The following is a 14767-nucleotide window of genomic DNA, read 5'->3' on the forward strand; positions in this document are numbered from 1 at the left end:
TCGTTATGTACTTTAATACATAACGATACCATGCCCCGCACACCCTCCTCCGCCAACGATCGCCAAAGCGGACGGCTCGCGCTGTTGGCCGCCGTTCAGGCCACCGGCTCGATCAGCGCCGCCGCCCGGCGCGTGGGTCTGAGTTATAAAGGCGCATGGCAAATTCTCGACGCCATGAACCGCGACAGCCGAGAGCCATTGTTCGTACGCACCAGCGGCGGCGCGGGCGGCGGCGGCACGGTGCTGTCGCCGCGCGGCGAGGCGATGCTGGCCGCGGGCGCCTTGCTCGAACGGCTGTCGCAGACATTGGCCGACGCGCTCGATGGCAATCTGGACGGCGCTTTGCTGGCGCGGCTGGGGCTCCACACCTCGGCGCGCAATCAATTCGTCGGCCGTATCCACTCGCTGACGCAAGGCGCCGTCAACGACTTGGTCACCGTGGCGCTGCCGCAAGGCGAGAAACTGCAAGTCAGCGTGACGCGCGAAAGCAGCCGCCAGATGAAACTCGCTCCTGGCGGCGAAGTATTGGCTTTCTTCAAAGCGGGGGCGATCCTGATCGCCCACCCGCAGCAAGCGCATCGCATCGCGCTGCCAAACCGCCTGAACGGACGCATCGGACAAATTCAACCCGGCACGGTCAACAGCGAGCTCACGCTCGAGCTCCCCCACGGCCTCACGCTGCACGCCATGCTGGACACCGCCACGCTGCAGTGCCTGGCTTTGGCGCCCGGCGCACCGGCCACCGCGCTGATCAGCCCATCCGACATCATTCTGGCCACATTGGCCTGACATCGAGGGAATCCGCCATGAAAAAAACCCTGCTCTGCACCCTGCTCGCCGCCTTGCCGATGACGGCGCTCGCCGCCCCGGTCAAGGTCGCGGTGGCCGCCAACATGCAATACGCGTTTGCCGACATCGCCAATGCCTTCACCCACGACACCGGCGTGGCGGTACTGCCCTCGTATTCGTCCTCGGGCAAGTTCACCGCCCAGGTCATGGCCGGCGCGCCGTTCGAGCTGTTTTTGTCGGCCGACAACACCTTCCCGCAAAAGCTGCAAGCCGCCGGTTTCACCCTGAACGCGCCCAAGACCTACGCCATCGGCACCCTGGTGCTCTGGTCGCTCGATAGCGGCTTCGACGGCGCGCACTGGCAGCAATGGCTGAAAAACGCCAGCGGCAAGGTCGCCATCGCCAACCCGCAAACCGCGCCATACGGCACCGAAGCGATGCGCGCCCTGAATTACTATCACCTCGCCGATACCGTCAAGCCGCGGCTCGTCACGGGCGACAGCATCGGCCAGACGGCCCAATTCGTGGCCAGCGGCGCGGCGCAAGCCGGCTTTGTCGCCAAGGCGCAAGTGATCTCGACACAGATGCACGATCAGGGGCATTGGGTCGAGGTACCGTCGCAAAGCTACACGCCGATCGTTCAGGACATGGCGCTGCTCAAACCGGCCGAGACCAATCCGGATGCCAAACGGCTGTTCGACTACCTGCAAAGCCCGGCGGCACGCGCCATCCTGCAACGCTACGGCTACCGCCTGCCATGAACCGTCTCGATGCGGTGATCGTCGCGCTGCGCCAAACGGACGGCATTCAACTGCTGGACGCCCGAATGGGGCAGCAGCCGTGCACGGCGCTGATGCTCGGGGATGCGCGCATGCCGTCTTGGCAGCTGGGTCAGCGGATTACGCTGGCCTTTCGCGAGATCGACGTGGCGCTGGCGCGCGAGCTGTCCGGCATGCTCAGCATCCGCAATCTGCTGCCCTGTACGGTACTGGCGGTGACGCACGGCGACTTGATGAGCCGCATCGACCTTTCGTTTGAGGGGCAACCGCTACAGGCGGTGATTACCCGCGGCTCGGCCGAGCGCTTGGCGCTCGCGCCCGGCATGGCGGTGCACGCGCTGATCAAGGCCAACGACATGCAGTTGTTCGACGAGGAGAAGAGCGATGCCTGATCTCGCGCCTTTGTGGCTCAGCGCGCGGCTGGCGCTGCTGACGACGTCGATTTTGCTCGTCATCGGCGTGCCGCTTGCCGGCTGGCTGGCGCATCGCCGCTCGCCGTTCAAGCCAGTGGTGGAAACGTTGATCTCCATGCCGCTGGTACTGCCGCCCTCGGTGCTGGGGTTCTATTTGCTGCTGCTGTTGACCCCGACGGGGAGGCTGGGCGGCTGGTTGCGCGACACGCTAGGGCTGCAATTGGTATTTTCGTTTCCGGGGCTCGTATTCGGCTCCGTATTGTTCAGCCTGCCCTTCATGGTGCAGCCGGTGGCCGCGGCGCTCTCCGCGCAGCCGCCTAGCCTGCGCGAGGCGGCCTGGACTTTGGGCCGCTCCCGGCTAGGCGCCTTCCTGGCGGTGGAGTTGCCAGGGGTGCGCGCGGCGCTCGCCGCCGGCGCCGTGATGAGTTTCGCCCACACGGTGGGCGAGTTCGGTCTGGTGCTGATGATCGGCGGCAATATTCCCGGCGTGACGCAGGTCGCCTCCATCGCCGTCTATCAGCAGGTCGAACAGATGAATTACCCGGCCGCCCACGTTTACGCCGGCATTTTGTGCGGATTCGCCTTCGGCGTGGTCCTGATCGTCAATCTGTTGCGGCGCTATGCCGATCGGCATGGAGCCAACCGATGATCCGCTTCGCGTTCGATTATCAGGCGGAACCGGGCGCCTTTCATCTCCTCGCCGAAGGCGCCTTGCCGCTGGGCAAAACCACGGCGGTGTTCGGTCCCTCGGGGGCCGGCAAAACCACTTTCCTGCGCCTGCTGGCGGGCCTGGAGCGCCCGCACAAAGGCCAGCTATCGTATGGCGAGGAAATCTGGCTCGACGGACGGCGGCAATTGCCGGTACAGCAGCGCGGCATCGGCATGGTATTTCAGGACTTTGCCTTGTTTCCGCAGCGATCCGTGCGCGAGAACATTGCCTTTGGCGCCGGCCGCCACGGCCAACCGCTGGTGGAGGAACTCCTCGCCCTGACAGGCCTCGCGCCTCACGCGGCGCAGCGGCCCGCGTCGCTATCGGGCGGTCAACGGCAGCGGGTCGCGCTGGCGCGCGCGCTGGCCTGCCGGCCGCGGCTATTGCTGCTCGACGAACCGCTCTCGGCGCTCGATCTGTCGCTGCGGCATGAATTGCGGCAGATGCTGCGCGACATGCAGGGGCGATTTGCCTTCACCACGGTATTGGTCAGCCACGATCTGGCTGAAGTATTCAGTCTGGCCGACCACGTGCTGCAGCTCACCCAGGGCCGGGTGACGGCCCAAGGCTCGCCCGCCGAACTGTTTCTCGGCGCCGGCGGCGATCGCGGCCGTTGTCTGCTGCACGCCACGGTGCTGGCGGTGCGGCCAGCCGACGTCTTGTGGCGCGTCAGCGTCCAGGTAGGTCAAGAGCTGGTGGATGTGCTGGTCAGCGCCGCGGAGGCGCAAGCGCTCTCGCCCGGGCAAACCGTCGTGCTGTCGGCCGGAGCGCTCAGCGTACAGTCCTGACGCTTGGCCAAGCTGTAGTCGGGCCACTACCGCCTGTGGCCGTCGTCGGGAAAAATCTGGGTGAAATGGTTGCCGTCACGACCAAATCGAATGACAATGGCGGTTCCGCACCCCCCAACGATACGTCCGTTTTCAGAAGGTCGCCATCACTCATGCTTCTCATGATCGACAACTTCGACTCCTTCACCTACAACCTGGTGCAATATCTGGGTGAACTGGGTCAAGACGTGCGCGTGTACCGCAACGATGAGATCACGCTCGACGAGATCGAGGCGCAGAAACCCAAGTATCTGATGATTTCGCCCGGTCCCTGCACTCCCGATGAAGCGGGTATTTCCCTGGCGGCCATCACCCACTTCGCCGGCAAAGTGCCCATCCTGGGTGTATGCCTCGGCCATCAAAGCATCGGCCAAGCGTTCGGCGCTCGCGTCGTCCACGCCAAGACGCTGATGCACGGCAAGGTCTCGCCGGTACGGCACAACGGCGGCGGCGTCTTCGCCGACTTGCCTTCGCCGATCACCTGCACCCGCTATCATTCGCTGGCCATTGCCCGCGAATCACTGCCGGCGTGCCTCGAAATCACCGCATGGACCGAAGATGGCGAGATCATGGGCATACGCCACAAATCGATGCCGATAGAGGGCGTACAGTTTCACCCCGAGTCCATTCTGACCGAACATGGCCACGCCATGCTGAACAACTTCCTGCGGGCGCACGCACGCCCGCAGCCCGAGACGGAACCCAAGGCATGATCACACCTCAAGCCGCACTGAACCGGCTCATCGACCAAAACGAGCTGTTCTACGACGAGATGCTCGATCTGATGCGCCAGATCATGCGCGGCGAAATTTCACCGGCATTGACCGCCGCCATCCTGATCGGCCTGCGCGTCAAAGTGGAAAGCGTCTTGGAAATCGCCGCCGCCGCCACGGTAATGAGAGAATTCTCCGACCGAGTGCCGGTCAGTCAGCGATCGCACTTGGTGGACACCTGCGGCACCGGCGGCGACAAAAGCCATACCTTCAACATTTCCACCGCTTCGGCCTTTGTGGCCGCCGCCGCCGGCGCGCGTGTCGCCAAGCATGGCGGCCGCTCGGTATCGTCCAAATCGGGCAGCGCCGATGTGTTGGAAATTCTTGGCGTCAACATCAACCTCCCCCCCGTCGCAGTAGGCGAATGCATCGATCGCATCGGCATCGGCTTCATGTTCGCGCCCAACCATCACAGCGCCATGCGTCACGTGGCGCCCATTCGGCGTGAACTCGGCGTGCGCACGATCTTCAATATTCTCGGCCCGTTGACCAACCCCGCCGGCGCGGATAACCAGGTGATGGGGGTATTCCATTACGATCTGGTCGGCATTCAGGCCCGCGTACTCAAAGAATTAGGCAGCCGCCACGTCTTGGTGGTGCACGGCATGGACGGACTGGATGAAATCACGCTTTCCGACAATACCTGGATAGCCGAATTGAAAGACGGCGCGATCCGCGAATCCGTGCTGGATCCGCGCGACTACGGCTTTACCCGCGCGCCGCTGACCGCGCTGCATGCCGACTCCGCCGAGCAATCGGCGCGCATGATCGAATCCGTGTTGGCCAACCAACCGTCGGCGGCGCGAGACATCGTACTCATCAACGCCGCCGCGGCGATCTACACCGCAGGCCTGGCCGACAGTCTGGCCGGCGGCGTGGAGCGCGCGCGCGCCGCATTGGAAAGCGGCGGCGCCGAACAAAAATTACATGAATTGATTCAGGCGAGCCGAGCGCTTGCCTGACGTATAGCCAGCCGGCCGGCCATTGTGCCGGACGATGACATTAATCGACTTAGATACGACCTGACAGTCATGAACAAACTCTCCAAAGAAATCTTCAAGGCCTATGACATTCGCGGCATCGTCGGCAAAACGCTCACGGTGGAAAGCACGCGTCTGATCGGGCAAGCCATCGGCAGCGAAGCGATCGAACGCAAAGTTACCCGCGTCGTCATCGGCCGCGACGGCCGCCTCTCTGGCCCGGAACTGTCCGAGGCGCTCGCCGACGGTTTGCGCGCGGCAGGCGTCGATGTCATCGACATCGGCCGCGTGGCCACGCCCATGCTTTATTTCGCCACGCATCATCTTGGCACCCAATCGGGCGTCATGGTCACCGGCAGCCACAACCCGCCCGAGTACAACGGGCTGAAGATGGTATTGGCGGGCGACACGCTGGCGGGCGACGACATCCAGGCACTCTATCAGCGCATCGTTGACGACCGGCTGCTGCAAGGTGCGGGCGCGCTCGAAACGGCCGACGTCACCGAGGCCTATTTCGACCGCATCACCAGCGACATCAAGCTCGACCGCCCGATCAGCGTGGTGGTGGACTGCGGCAACGGCGTGGCGGGCGCATTCGCCCCTATTCTGTTCCGCCGCCTGGGTTGCCGCGTGCGCGAACTGTTTTGCGACGTTGACGGCACTTTCCCCAACCACCACCCCGATCCGGCCAAACCGGAAAACCTGCGCGACGTGATCGAGGCGCTGGCCAAGACCGATGCCGAAATCGGGTTGGCTTTCGACGGCGACGGCGACCGGCTAGGCGTGGTCACCAAGGACGGCAACATCATTTGGCCGGACCGGCAGCTGATGCTCTACGCGGCAGACGTGCTGGAGCGCAACCCCAAGGCCAAGGTGATCTACGACGTCAAATCGACCCGGCTCTTGAAACCCTGGATCAAGGAAAACAAGGGCACCCCGGTGATGTGCCGTACCGGCCACAGCTTCATCAAGGCCAAGATCAAGGAAACCGGCGCGCTGATCGCCGGGGAAATGAGCGGTCACGTTTTCTTCAAGGAACGCTGGTACGGTTTTGACGACGGCATGTACGCCGGCGCCCGCCTGCTGGAGATCCTCGCGCGCGTCGAGGACGCCAGCGCGCTCTTGAACGCGTTGCCCAACGCGGTGTCGACGCCGGAACTGAACCTGAAGACCAAGGAAGGCGAAAATCACGCGCTGATCGAACGGCTGCAGCAAAGCGCCCGTTTCGATGCGGCGGAGGAAGTGATCACGCTGGACGGTCTGCGCGTCGAGTACGCCGACGGTTTCGGACTGATGCGCGCCTCCAATACCACGCCGGTGATCGTGCTGCGCTTCGAAGCCGACGATCAGCAAGCGCTCGAACGCATCATGGCCGATTTCCGCCGCGAGCTGGGCAAAGCGACCGACGCCAAGCTGCCGTTCTAAGGAAACGCATGGATAACAGCACGATGTATCAACAGGCAGCCAACAACCTCAATACGGTGCGCGATCTGCTGCGTTTCGCGGTATCGCGCTTCAACCAGGCCGGACTGTCCTACGGCCATGGCACAACCAACGCCTTCGATGAAGCCGCCTATCTGGTTTTGTCGGGCTTGAGCCTGCCGGTCGACCAGTTGGACCCCTACCTGGATGCCCGGCTGCTGCCGGAAGAGATCCGCGACGTGATCGAGATGATCGAGCGCCGGGTCGAGGAACGCATCCCCACCGCCTACCTGACCCACGAGGCTTGGCAAGGCGATTTCAGCTTCTACGTCGACGAACGGGTGATCGTGCCGCGTTCGTTCGTCTATGAGCTATTGGGAGAACCGCTGGCGCCCTGGATCGAGTACCCGGAACTGGTGCACCGCGGCCTGGATCTCTGCACCGGCTCTGGCTGCCTGGCCATTCAGATGGCGCATCATTATCCGGACGCGGAGATCGACGCGGTGGATATCTCGCTCGACGCGCTGGAAGTCGCGGCCATCAATGTCGAAAACTATGCGCTAGGCGACCGGATCAACCTGATTCATACCGATCTATTCGAAGGCCTGGCCGACCGCTATGACTTGATTGTGTCCAACCCGCCCTATGTCGACGCCGAGTCGGTCGACGCGTTGCCGGAGGAGTACCGTCACGAGCCGGCACTGGCACTGGGCTCTGGCCATGACGGCCTGGATGCCACGCGCGAAATCCTGCGCCGCGCACCAGACTTCCTCAACGAGCGCGGCGTGCTGCTGGTCGAGATCGGCCACAATCGCCACGCGCTGGAAGCCGCATTCCCCCACCTGCCATTCGTCTGGCTCGACACCAGCGGCGGCGACGGCTTCGTGTTCTTACTGACGCGCGAGGATCTGCTCAATCAGGGCTTGAGCTAAGAAGACGTGCATTGCCTGCGGCGAATGCACGCTACGGTAGGAATGTAGCGTGCGTTCGCGAAGCAACGCACGGACTCTCCGCAGGGACCACCGTTCAGGCCGACTTGAGCGCCACCGTCTCCTCGCGCTCTGCGAGCCAATCCATCAGACCGCTAGCGGATACCGGCGCAGAAATGGCGTAGCCCTGCCCCGACGTGCAACCGATCTCCAGCAACCGGTCCCAGATCGGCTGGCTTTCCACCCCCTCGACCACCAGTTTGCGGCCGGTGTAATGCGCGAATGAGATCATGCTGCGAATGATCGCCTCATTGCCTGGTGCCTTCAACAGCTTACGCACGAAGCGCTGGTCGATTTTGATGGTGTCGAATGGCAGCTGCTGCAAGTGCACCAGTGAGGATGCGCCGGTACCGAAATCGTCGAGCGCGATGGAAATACCGAATTCGCGACAGCTTTCCAGCTTGTGCACGATCTCCTCCGCCTCTTTTTGCGACACGGTTTCCAGCACCTCCAGCTCCAAATGGCCATCCGGAATCGGGTGACGCATGATCAATGCCTGAATGCGCGGCAAAAAGCTTTCATGGCGCAAGGTCATGGCCGACAGATTGACGCTGACCGGAATCAGTTTGCCTTGCGCCATCCACACGCTGGAATGGCGCAGCGCCTCGCTCATCACCCACCAGTCGAGTTCGCGCATCAGATCGGTATGCTCGATGGCCGGGAAAAACTCGCCCGGCGCCATGTAGCCATCGGCGCGGCGCCAACGAATCAGCGCCTCGACGCCGCTGACCTTGTGATCGACCAGGTTGATCTTGGGCTGATAAAACAACTCGAGCTCGTTATCGGCCAGCGCGCGGGCAAAATCGCCCCGCAGCGCATGCATGCGCCTGATCTCGACGTCCATTCCCTCGTCGTAGAAGCGGCAACGCCCACCGCCCGCCTCGCGCGCCCGGATCAGCGCCAGATCCGAGCAGCGCATCAGCGCCGCCGCATCGGCCGAGGCGATATGTTCCTGCACCACGCCGATGCTGCAACGCAAACTGATGTGCTCGCCCTGGCACTGAATCGGCTCGCGCATCGCATCCTGCAGATCCGCCACCAAGCGGTCGAGCGGCTCGCTGACGTCACTGACCGCGACAAAGCGCGCGGCGCCGACCCGGCCGACCGAGCCATGCGGCAGCGCGCGCTGGCTCATGCGCAGCGCGACCTCGCGCAGCACCATGTCGCCCGAGGCATGCCCAAGGCGGGCATTGAGTTCGTGGAAGCTATCGATGGCCAGCGTGACGACACCGATCTGACTGTCGGGTTGACCAAGCTGGACCATTTGCCCAATGCGTTCCAGCATCAGTTGGCGGTTAGGCAAGCCGGTCAAGGGATCATGCTGGATCAGGTAAGCCAGGTCGTTCTCGGCCTTCTGGCTACGCGCCATCGCGTCCTGACGCTCCAGCGCATGGCTGATCTCGCCAGCCATGGCGCGCACCAGGCCGACGGTGGCGTGATCGAAATAGTGACAACGGCGCGCGTACAGCACCAATGTGCCGATGGCTTGACCATAAAGCTGCAGCGGAATCGACAGCATGCTGCGCACGCCGCCGATGCGCATCGCGTCGCGCCAAGGCATGAGACTCTGTTGCGCCAGGGTATCGTCGACACATTGCACCTCGCCGGTCGCCACCGCGCGCGCGGAAGGGGTTTGGCCATTCAGATCGATGCACACCCCGGGAATGAAACCCTCGGCGCCATCGCCCGCCAGTGCCGCGGGACGGATATTGGCCTGCTGCGTATCGACCAGGCCAATCCACGCGTAAGCGAAGCCGCCCTCTTCGACGCAGATGCGGCAAATAGCCTGAAACAACTGTTCTCGGCTTTGCGCATTGATCAACGCCAGACTCACGCCGCTCAAGGTCGCGTACAGCCGCGCGGCCAAGGCGTTGGCGTCATTCTGTCCCGCCTGCTGCAGCTGCAGCATCAGGTCGAGCGCCATGCGCTTGCGCAAGGCCTCTTCCAGCGCCTGCCGCACTACCTGCGGCACGTCGAGCGCCATCGCCTCGCCGACCAGATAACCCGTCAGACACTCCGCCAACCCGGAAAGCGCGGCCAAAGGCAGCTGTTGACCCACGGCCAGCGCCAATACGCTCTCCCCGGCATCGTGCGCGGCGGAAAGCGTCCGTTCGAGCGTTTGCAGCAACGCCTCCACCCGCTCGGCCAGTTCGCCATCGGGCGCAACCGCATTGTGCTGCCGGAGCAAATACCAAAAGAGCTGTTTAGCCAGCGTCTGACGCCGGGAAAACAGAAGATGACCATATGCCGTCAAAACGGCAACATGTTCGGCGGACAACCCGACAATTCGGCCAAGCGCTGCGACATCCGCCCCCGCGCTATTCCCCATTCCTGACGAACCCATTCTTATTAGCGGATTATTCCAATGTAATGACGCATCACCCTCTCAGCCTACCTGGGCGTAGCATATGTCCGTTAGACTAACAGAGACAGATTATCTTTGCTACATACAATAAACATTTTAAATATTCTTTTAAATATCAACAAAGCCTTGGCGCAAGCCCCTTCACAATCCACAGCATCTTGAGACTGAGACAGGGCAATTGACAGTTTCGACGTGAAGAGAGAATATCCATTCCCCATTGTGCGCAGAGTGAGAACCCCATGCCCCATAGCACGATCGATTGGCCCGAACTGGAAAAAGCGGCACGCCAAGCGGCCGCCCATGCCTACGTACCCTATAGCCGCTTTGCGGTTGGCGCCGCGTTGCTCACGGCGGACGGACGTCTATTCACCGGCTGCAACGTGGAAAATGCCTCCTACGGCCTCACCAACTGCGCCGAACGCACCGCCGTCTACAGCGCGCGCGCGCAAGCCAACATGCAAGAGGTCGTCGCCGTTTGTGTCTACACGCCAACGCCCACGCCGACGCCCCCTTGCGGCGCCTGCCGGCAGGTGCTCAACGAATTCGGCCCGACCATGCAGGTCAAGTTGATCTGCGATGGCACGCAAACGGTCGACACCACGCTCGATCAATTACTGCCGGGCGCGTTCGGCCCCAAAAATCTGAGCTAACGCTCCGCATTTCATATAAAAAAACGGCACGCCCTAAGGCATGCCGTTTTTTTGCTTGTCACCCAAGCTCAACCCACCCACTTGCGCGCAGAGGCGAACATGCGGTACCACGCACCGTTCTCGCCCCAGTCGTCCGGATGCCAGCTGTTTTGCACCGTGCGGAACACGCGCTCCGGATGCGGCATCATGATGGTGAACCGGCCATCGGCGGTGGTGACGCCGGTAATGCCCGATGGCGAGCCGTTCGGATTGAGCGGATAGGTCTCGGTCGGACGCCCTTCCAGATCGATGAAGCGTAAAGCCACCTCGGCCAGCGCCTGCGCGCCGGGGGCAAACACCGCGCGCCCCTCGCCATGGCTGACCACCACCGGCAGCTGGCTGCCCGCCATGTCGGCCAGAAAGATCGACGGCGTCTGCGGCACCTCCACCATGGAGAAGCGGGCTTCGAACTGCTCGGACGCGTTGCGGCGGAACGTCGGCCAATGCTCGGCGCCAGGAATGATGCCCGCCAGATTGGACATCATCTGGCAACCGTTACACACCCCGAGCGCGAACACGTCGGACCGACCAAAGAAGGCCTGGAACGCTTCACGGGCACGGTTATTGAACAAAATGCTCTTCGCCCAGCCCTCGCCGGCACCCAGCACGTCGCCGAAGCTGAAGCCGCCGCAAGCAACCATGCCCTTGAAGTCGGTCAGCGAAACGCGACCGCTCAGCAGATCGCTCATCGTGACGTCGACCGCGGCAAAGCCCGCACGATCAAAGGCGGCCGCCATTTCGATCTGACCATTGACCCCTTGCTCGCGCAGCACGGCCACGCGGGGACGCGCACCCAGATGCAGATACGGCGCGGCCGGGTCCTCGTGCACATCGAAGCTCAGATTGGCGAACAAGCCGCGCGATTTGCTATTGGACAGCAACAGGTGCTCGCTGTCGGCGCAGGCAGGATTGTCGCGCATGCGCTGCAGACGGTAACTGGTTTCCGACCAAGCACGTTGCAGATCGGTCCGGCTTTCGTTGAACAATTCTTGGCCACGGTGCTTGATGATCAGCCGGTCCTTGTTGTTGATGCGGCCCAACACGAACAGCTCGCGGCCGATGCCGGCTTGCATGAAGCGCGAAATAACGTCGGCGGTGTGCGTCTTCTTCACCTGCAACACGGCGCCAAGCTCTTCATTGAACAACACGCGCATGATACGGCCACGCGTGGCGGCTTCCGGCGTCGGCTGCACGAAATCGTCGATATAGCGTTGCGTCTTGCGGCGCTCGATAACGAGTTCCTGCAGATCGATACTCAAGCCGACGTGACCCGCGAACATCATTTCCGACAACGTCACGAACAAGCCGCCGTCGGAACGGTCATGATAGGCGAGCAACAAACCGTCGCGGATCAGCGACTGCACGGTATCGAAGAACGCCACCAGTTGCTGCGGACTTTCGACGTCCGGCGAGCGGCCACGCAGATGCTTCCATACCTGACCGTAAATCGACCCACCCAGACGGCAGCGGCCGTACCCCAGATCGACCAGGATCAGATCGGTATCTTTTTCGTCCTTGAGATCCGGCGTCACGGTCTTGGTCACGTCTTCGACCGAGGCAAATGCCGACACCACCAGCGACAACGGCGCGGTGACCGACTTTTCCTGATCGCCATCGCGCCACACCGTCTTCATCGACAGCGAATCCTTGCCGACCGGAATCGACAGGCCCATTTCCGTCACGAGGTGCGACACGCCCTCGACCGTACGGTAGAGATTGGCGTCCTCCCCCGGGTGGCCGGCGGCGGCCATCCAGTTGGCCGACAGCTTGACGCCGCTTAGGCTGCCGATCGCGGCGGCGGCAATATTGGTCAGCGCCTCGCCCACGGCCAATCGGCCCGATGCCGGCGCATTAAAGAGCGCTGCCGGCGGCCGCTCGCCCAACGACATGGCTTCGCCGCGCAGGGTATTGAAGCCCATGCTGGTCACGGCCACATCGGCCACCGGCACCTGCCAGCGCCCCACCATTTGATCGCGCGCGGTCAACCCACCCACGGTACGGTCGCCGATGGTGATCAAGAACGATTTGTCGGCCACGGTCGGATGGCGCAGCACGCGATACGCGGTTTCGCGCAAATCGAACAGCGCGGCGTCGAATACGTTGAACTCGAATTCGCGCGTCGTCACGTCGCGGGTCATGCGCGGCGGCTTGCCAAGCAAGACCTCCATCGGCATGTCCACCGGATCGTTGCCGAAGTGCGCGTCGCGCACGCGCAGCCTGCCGTCGTCGGTCGCCGTGCCGACCACCGCGAACGGACAACGTTCGCGCTCGGCCAGCGCGCCGAACCGGTCGAGGTCCTGCGGCAGAATCGCCAACACGTAGCGCTCCTGCGATTCGTTCGACCAAATCTGCATCGGCGTCATACCGGTGTCTTCCAGCTGCACCTCGCGCAGATTGAAAATCGCGCCGCGGCCTGCGTCGTTCACCAGTTCCGGGAAGGCGTTCGACAACCCGCCGGCGCCCACATCATGGATCGACACGATCGGATTGGCCTCGCCCAGCTGCCAGCAGCGGTCGATCAATTCCTGGCAGCGGCGCTGCATTTCCGGATTGCCGCGTTGCACCGAATCGAAATCCAATGCCGCGTCGTTGGCGCCCGTGTCCATGCTGGACGCCGCACCGCCACCCAGACCGATCAGCAGCCCCGGGCCACCGATCTGCACCAGCAGCGCATCGGCGGGGATGCGGTCTTTCTTGATTTGCCGGTCCTGGATATTGCCCAAACCGCCGGCGACCATGATCGGCTTGTGGTAGCCCCGCATCTCCTCGTGGAACATCTCCTCGAAAGTACGGAAGTAACCCGCCAAATTGGGGCGACCGAATTCGTTATTGAAGGCGGCGGCACCGATCGGACCGTCAATCATGATTTGCAGCGCCGAGGCGATGCGCGACGGGCGGCCGTATTGCGGCTGATCCTTTTGATACAGCTCCCACGGCTGCACGAAACCAGGGATGTTCAGGTTGGATACGGCAAAGCCGCACAAACCAGCCTTTGGCCGAGAACCGCGCCCGGTCGCGCCTTCATCGCGGATTTCGCCTCCCGAGCCGGTGGCGGCGCCGGCGAATGGCGAAATCGCCGTCGGGTGGTTATGCGTCTCGACCTTCATCAGAATGTGCGTCGGCTCGGCATGATAGCGGTACAGATGGCCATCCGCCTGCGGATAGAGGCGCTCGACCTCGGCTCCCTCGATAACGGAGGCATTGTCGCTATACGCAACCAGCGTGCCTTGCGGATTTGCCGCATGCGTGTCGCGGATCATACCGAACAGCGACTTGTTACACGGCACGCCGTCGACGATGAAATTGGCATTGAAAATCTTATGCCGGCAGTGCTCGGAATTGGCCTGCGCGAACATCATCAGCTCGACGTCACTGGGATTGCGCTCGAGGCGGCGGAAATTATCCACCAAATAGTCGATTTCATCCGGCGACAGCGCCAAGCCGAGATCGGCGTTGGCGCGCAACAGCGCCTCGCGCCCGCCGCCGAGCACGTCCACCGTGGTCAGCGGTTGCGGCGGCACATGCGCAAACAAGCGTTCGGCTTGGTCAAAATCGGTCAGGACCGTTTCGGTCATGCGGTCATACAGCAGATCGGCCAGCACGCCGCGCTGGGTCTCCGAGAGCGCCGTGGCGGCGACGACGCGGAAGGCGGTGGCGCGCTCGACGCGACGCACGGTCGTCAGACCGCAATGCGCGACGATGTCGGTGGCTTTGGAGGCCCAAGGCGACAGCGTGCCCAAGCGTGGCGCCACCAAGAACAATTCGCCGTCGGGCTCGGTGTCTGGCGCCGGCTCGCCATAGGTCAGGATTCGGGCTAACAACTCCTGGCCTGTGGCGTCGAGCGGTGTGTCGCTCTCGACCAAATGCCAATATTCTGCTGTCAGATTAATTTCAGGAAGGCCGGCGGACTGCGCCGCGGCAATAAGTTTTTCCAGACGGAACTGTGACAGGGCGACTCCACCCCGCAGCTTGATTATGTGAGCCATGCAGCACCCGCGACAAGTTTCAGGAAAGCGCGTCATAATACCAGTA

At 62.8% G+C, this 14767-nt stretch carries 12 protein-coding genes; 10 read left to right on the forward strand and 2 right to left on the reverse strand.

The features are described 5' to 3' along the window. The first annotated feature begins 30 nt into the window (after nt 1-30). The 9 genes from JOZ06_RS03355 (at nt 31) to prmB (ending at nt 7624) form a co-directional block, all read left to right on the forward strand. Nucleotides 31-789, forward strand: a complete 759-nt coding sequence (locus JOZ06_RS03355; RefSeq protein WP_293228613.1) for a TOBE domain-containing protein — start codon at nt 31-33, stop codon at nt 787-789. Nucleotides 790-806: 17 nt separating this feature from the next. Next, entirely contained in the window at nt 807-1550 is a 744-nt protein-coding gene (gene modA, locus JOZ06_RS03360) for a molybdate ABC transporter substrate-binding protein (RefSeq protein WP_293228615.1), read from the forward strand. Continuing rightward, a complete protein-coding gene (locus JOZ06_RS03365; RefSeq protein ID WP_293228617.1) occupies nt 1547-1960 on the forward strand; it encodes a TOBE domain-containing protein in 414 nt (137 codons plus the stop codon). Before modA ends, JOZ06_RS03365 begins: the two co-directional genes overlap by 4 nt. Next, nucleotides 1953-2630 carry a molybdate ABC transporter permease subunit gene (gene modB, locus JOZ06_RS03370; protein WP_293228619.1) on the forward strand — a complete coding sequence of 226 codons (678 nt, stop codon included), beginning with the start codon at nt 1953-1955 and terminating at the stop codon, nt 2628-2630. Before JOZ06_RS03365 ends, modB begins: the two co-directional genes overlap by 8 nt. Then, nucleotides 2627-3478 (forward strand): ATP-binding cassette domain-containing protein, encoded by an 852-nt coding sequence (locus tag JOZ06_RS03375; protein ID WP_293228622.1) that lies wholly within the window; start codon nt 2627-2629, stop codon nt 3476-3478. The genes modB and JOZ06_RS03375 overlap by 4 nt, the downstream gene beginning before the upstream one ends. A gap of 152 nt (nt 3479-3630) precedes the next feature. Further along, nucleotides 3631-4230, forward strand: coding sequence for an aminodeoxychorismate/anthranilate synthase component II (locus tag JOZ06_RS03380; protein WP_293228625.1), 600 nt, complete (start codon nt 3631-3633; stop codon nt 4228-4230). Further along, nucleotides 4227-5252 (forward strand): anthranilate phosphoribosyltransferase, encoded by a 1026-nt coding sequence (trpD, locus tag JOZ06_RS03385; protein WP_293228628.1) that lies wholly within the window; start codon nt 4227-4229, stop codon nt 5250-5252. Before JOZ06_RS03380 ends, trpD begins: the two co-directional genes overlap by 4 nt. A 69-nt stretch (nt 5253-5321) precedes the next feature. Beyond that, nucleotides 5322-6695 (forward strand): phosphomannomutase/phosphoglucomutase, encoded by a 1374-nt coding sequence (locus tag JOZ06_RS03390; RefSeq protein WP_293228630.1) that lies wholly within the window; start codon nt 5322-5324, stop codon nt 6693-6695. A gap of 23 nt (nt 6696-6718) precedes the next feature. After that, on the forward strand, nt 6719-7624 hold the full coding sequence (gene prmB / locus JOZ06_RS03395) for a 50S ribosomal protein L3 N(5)-glutamine methyltransferase (protein WP_293228921.1): 906 nt from the start codon (nt 6719-6721) through the stop codon (nt 7622-7624). A 94-nt stretch (nt 7625-7718) separates the two neighbouring features. Here prmB and JOZ06_RS03400 read toward each other — a convergent pair whose 3' ends face one another. Next, nucleotides 7719-9935 carry a bifunctional diguanylate cyclase/phosphodiesterase gene (locus tag JOZ06_RS03400; RefSeq protein WP_293228633.1) on the reverse strand — a complete coding sequence of 739 codons (2217 nt, stop codon included), beginning with the start codon at nt 9933-9935 and terminating at the stop codon, nt 7719-7721. Nucleotides 9936-10285: 350 nt separating this feature from the next. Here JOZ06_RS03400 and JOZ06_RS03405 point away from each other — a divergent pair, with 350 nt between their 5' ends. Then, entirely contained in the window at nt 10286-10696 is a 411-nt protein-coding gene (locus JOZ06_RS03405; RefSeq protein ID WP_293228636.1) for a cytidine deaminase, read from the forward strand. A 68-nt stretch (nt 10697-10764) separates the two neighbouring features. Here the strand turns inward: JOZ06_RS03405 and purL are convergent, their stop codons facing one another. Further along, complete coding sequence (purL, locus tag JOZ06_RS03410; RefSeq protein ID WP_293228639.1) at nt 10765-14721, reverse strand: phosphoribosylformylglycinamidine synthase; 3957 nt, start codon at nt 14719-14721, stop codon at nt 10765-10767. Nucleotides 14722-14767 lie beyond the last annotated feature (46 nt).

Origin of the sequence: Paludibacterium sp. (assembly GCF_019232825.1) — a bacterium.
Classification (GTDB): Bacteria; Pseudomonadota; Gammaproteobacteria; order Burkholderiales; family Chromobacteriaceae; genus Paludibacterium.

Coding starts and splice junctions, on each gene's coding strand:
- JOZ06_RS03355 (WP_293228613.1), top strand. CDS start 31: ATGCCCCGCACACCCTCCTCCGCCAACGATCGCCAAAGCGGACGGCTC.
- modA (WP_293228615.1), top strand. CDS start 807: ATGAAAAAAACCCTGCTCTGCACCCTGCTCGCCGCCTTGCCGATGACG.
- JOZ06_RS03365 (WP_293228617.1), top strand. CDS start 1,547: ATGAACCGTCTCGATGCGGTGATCGTCGCGCTGCGCCAAACGGACGGC.
- modB (WP_293228619.1), top strand. CDS start 1,953: ATGCCTGATCTCGCGCCTTTGTGGCTCAGCGCGCGGCTGGCGCTGCTG.
- JOZ06_RS03375 (WP_293228622.1), top strand. CDS start 2,627: ATGATCCGCTTCGCGTTCGATTATCAGGCGGAACCGGGCGCCTTTCAT.
- JOZ06_RS03380 (WP_293228625.1), top strand. CDS start 3,631: ATGCTTCTCATGATCGACAACTTCGACTCCTTCACCTACAACCTGGTG.
- trpD (WP_293228628.1), top strand. CDS start 4,227: ATGATCACACCTCAAGCCGCACTGAACCGGCTCATCGACCAAAACGAG.
- JOZ06_RS03390 (WP_293228630.1), top strand. CDS start 5,322: ATGAACAAACTCTCCAAAGAAATCTTCAAGGCCTATGACATTCGCGGC.
- prmB (WP_293228921.1), top strand. CDS start 6,719: ATGTATCAACAGGCAGCCAACAACCTCAATACGGTGCGCGATCTGCTG.
- JOZ06_RS03405 (WP_293228636.1), top strand. CDS start 10,286: ATGCCCCATAGCACGATCGATTGGCCCGAACTGGAAAAAGCGGCACGC.
- purL (WP_293228639.1), bottom strand. CDS start 14,721: ATGGCTCACATAATCAAGCTGCGGGGTGGAGTCGCCCTGTCACAGTTC.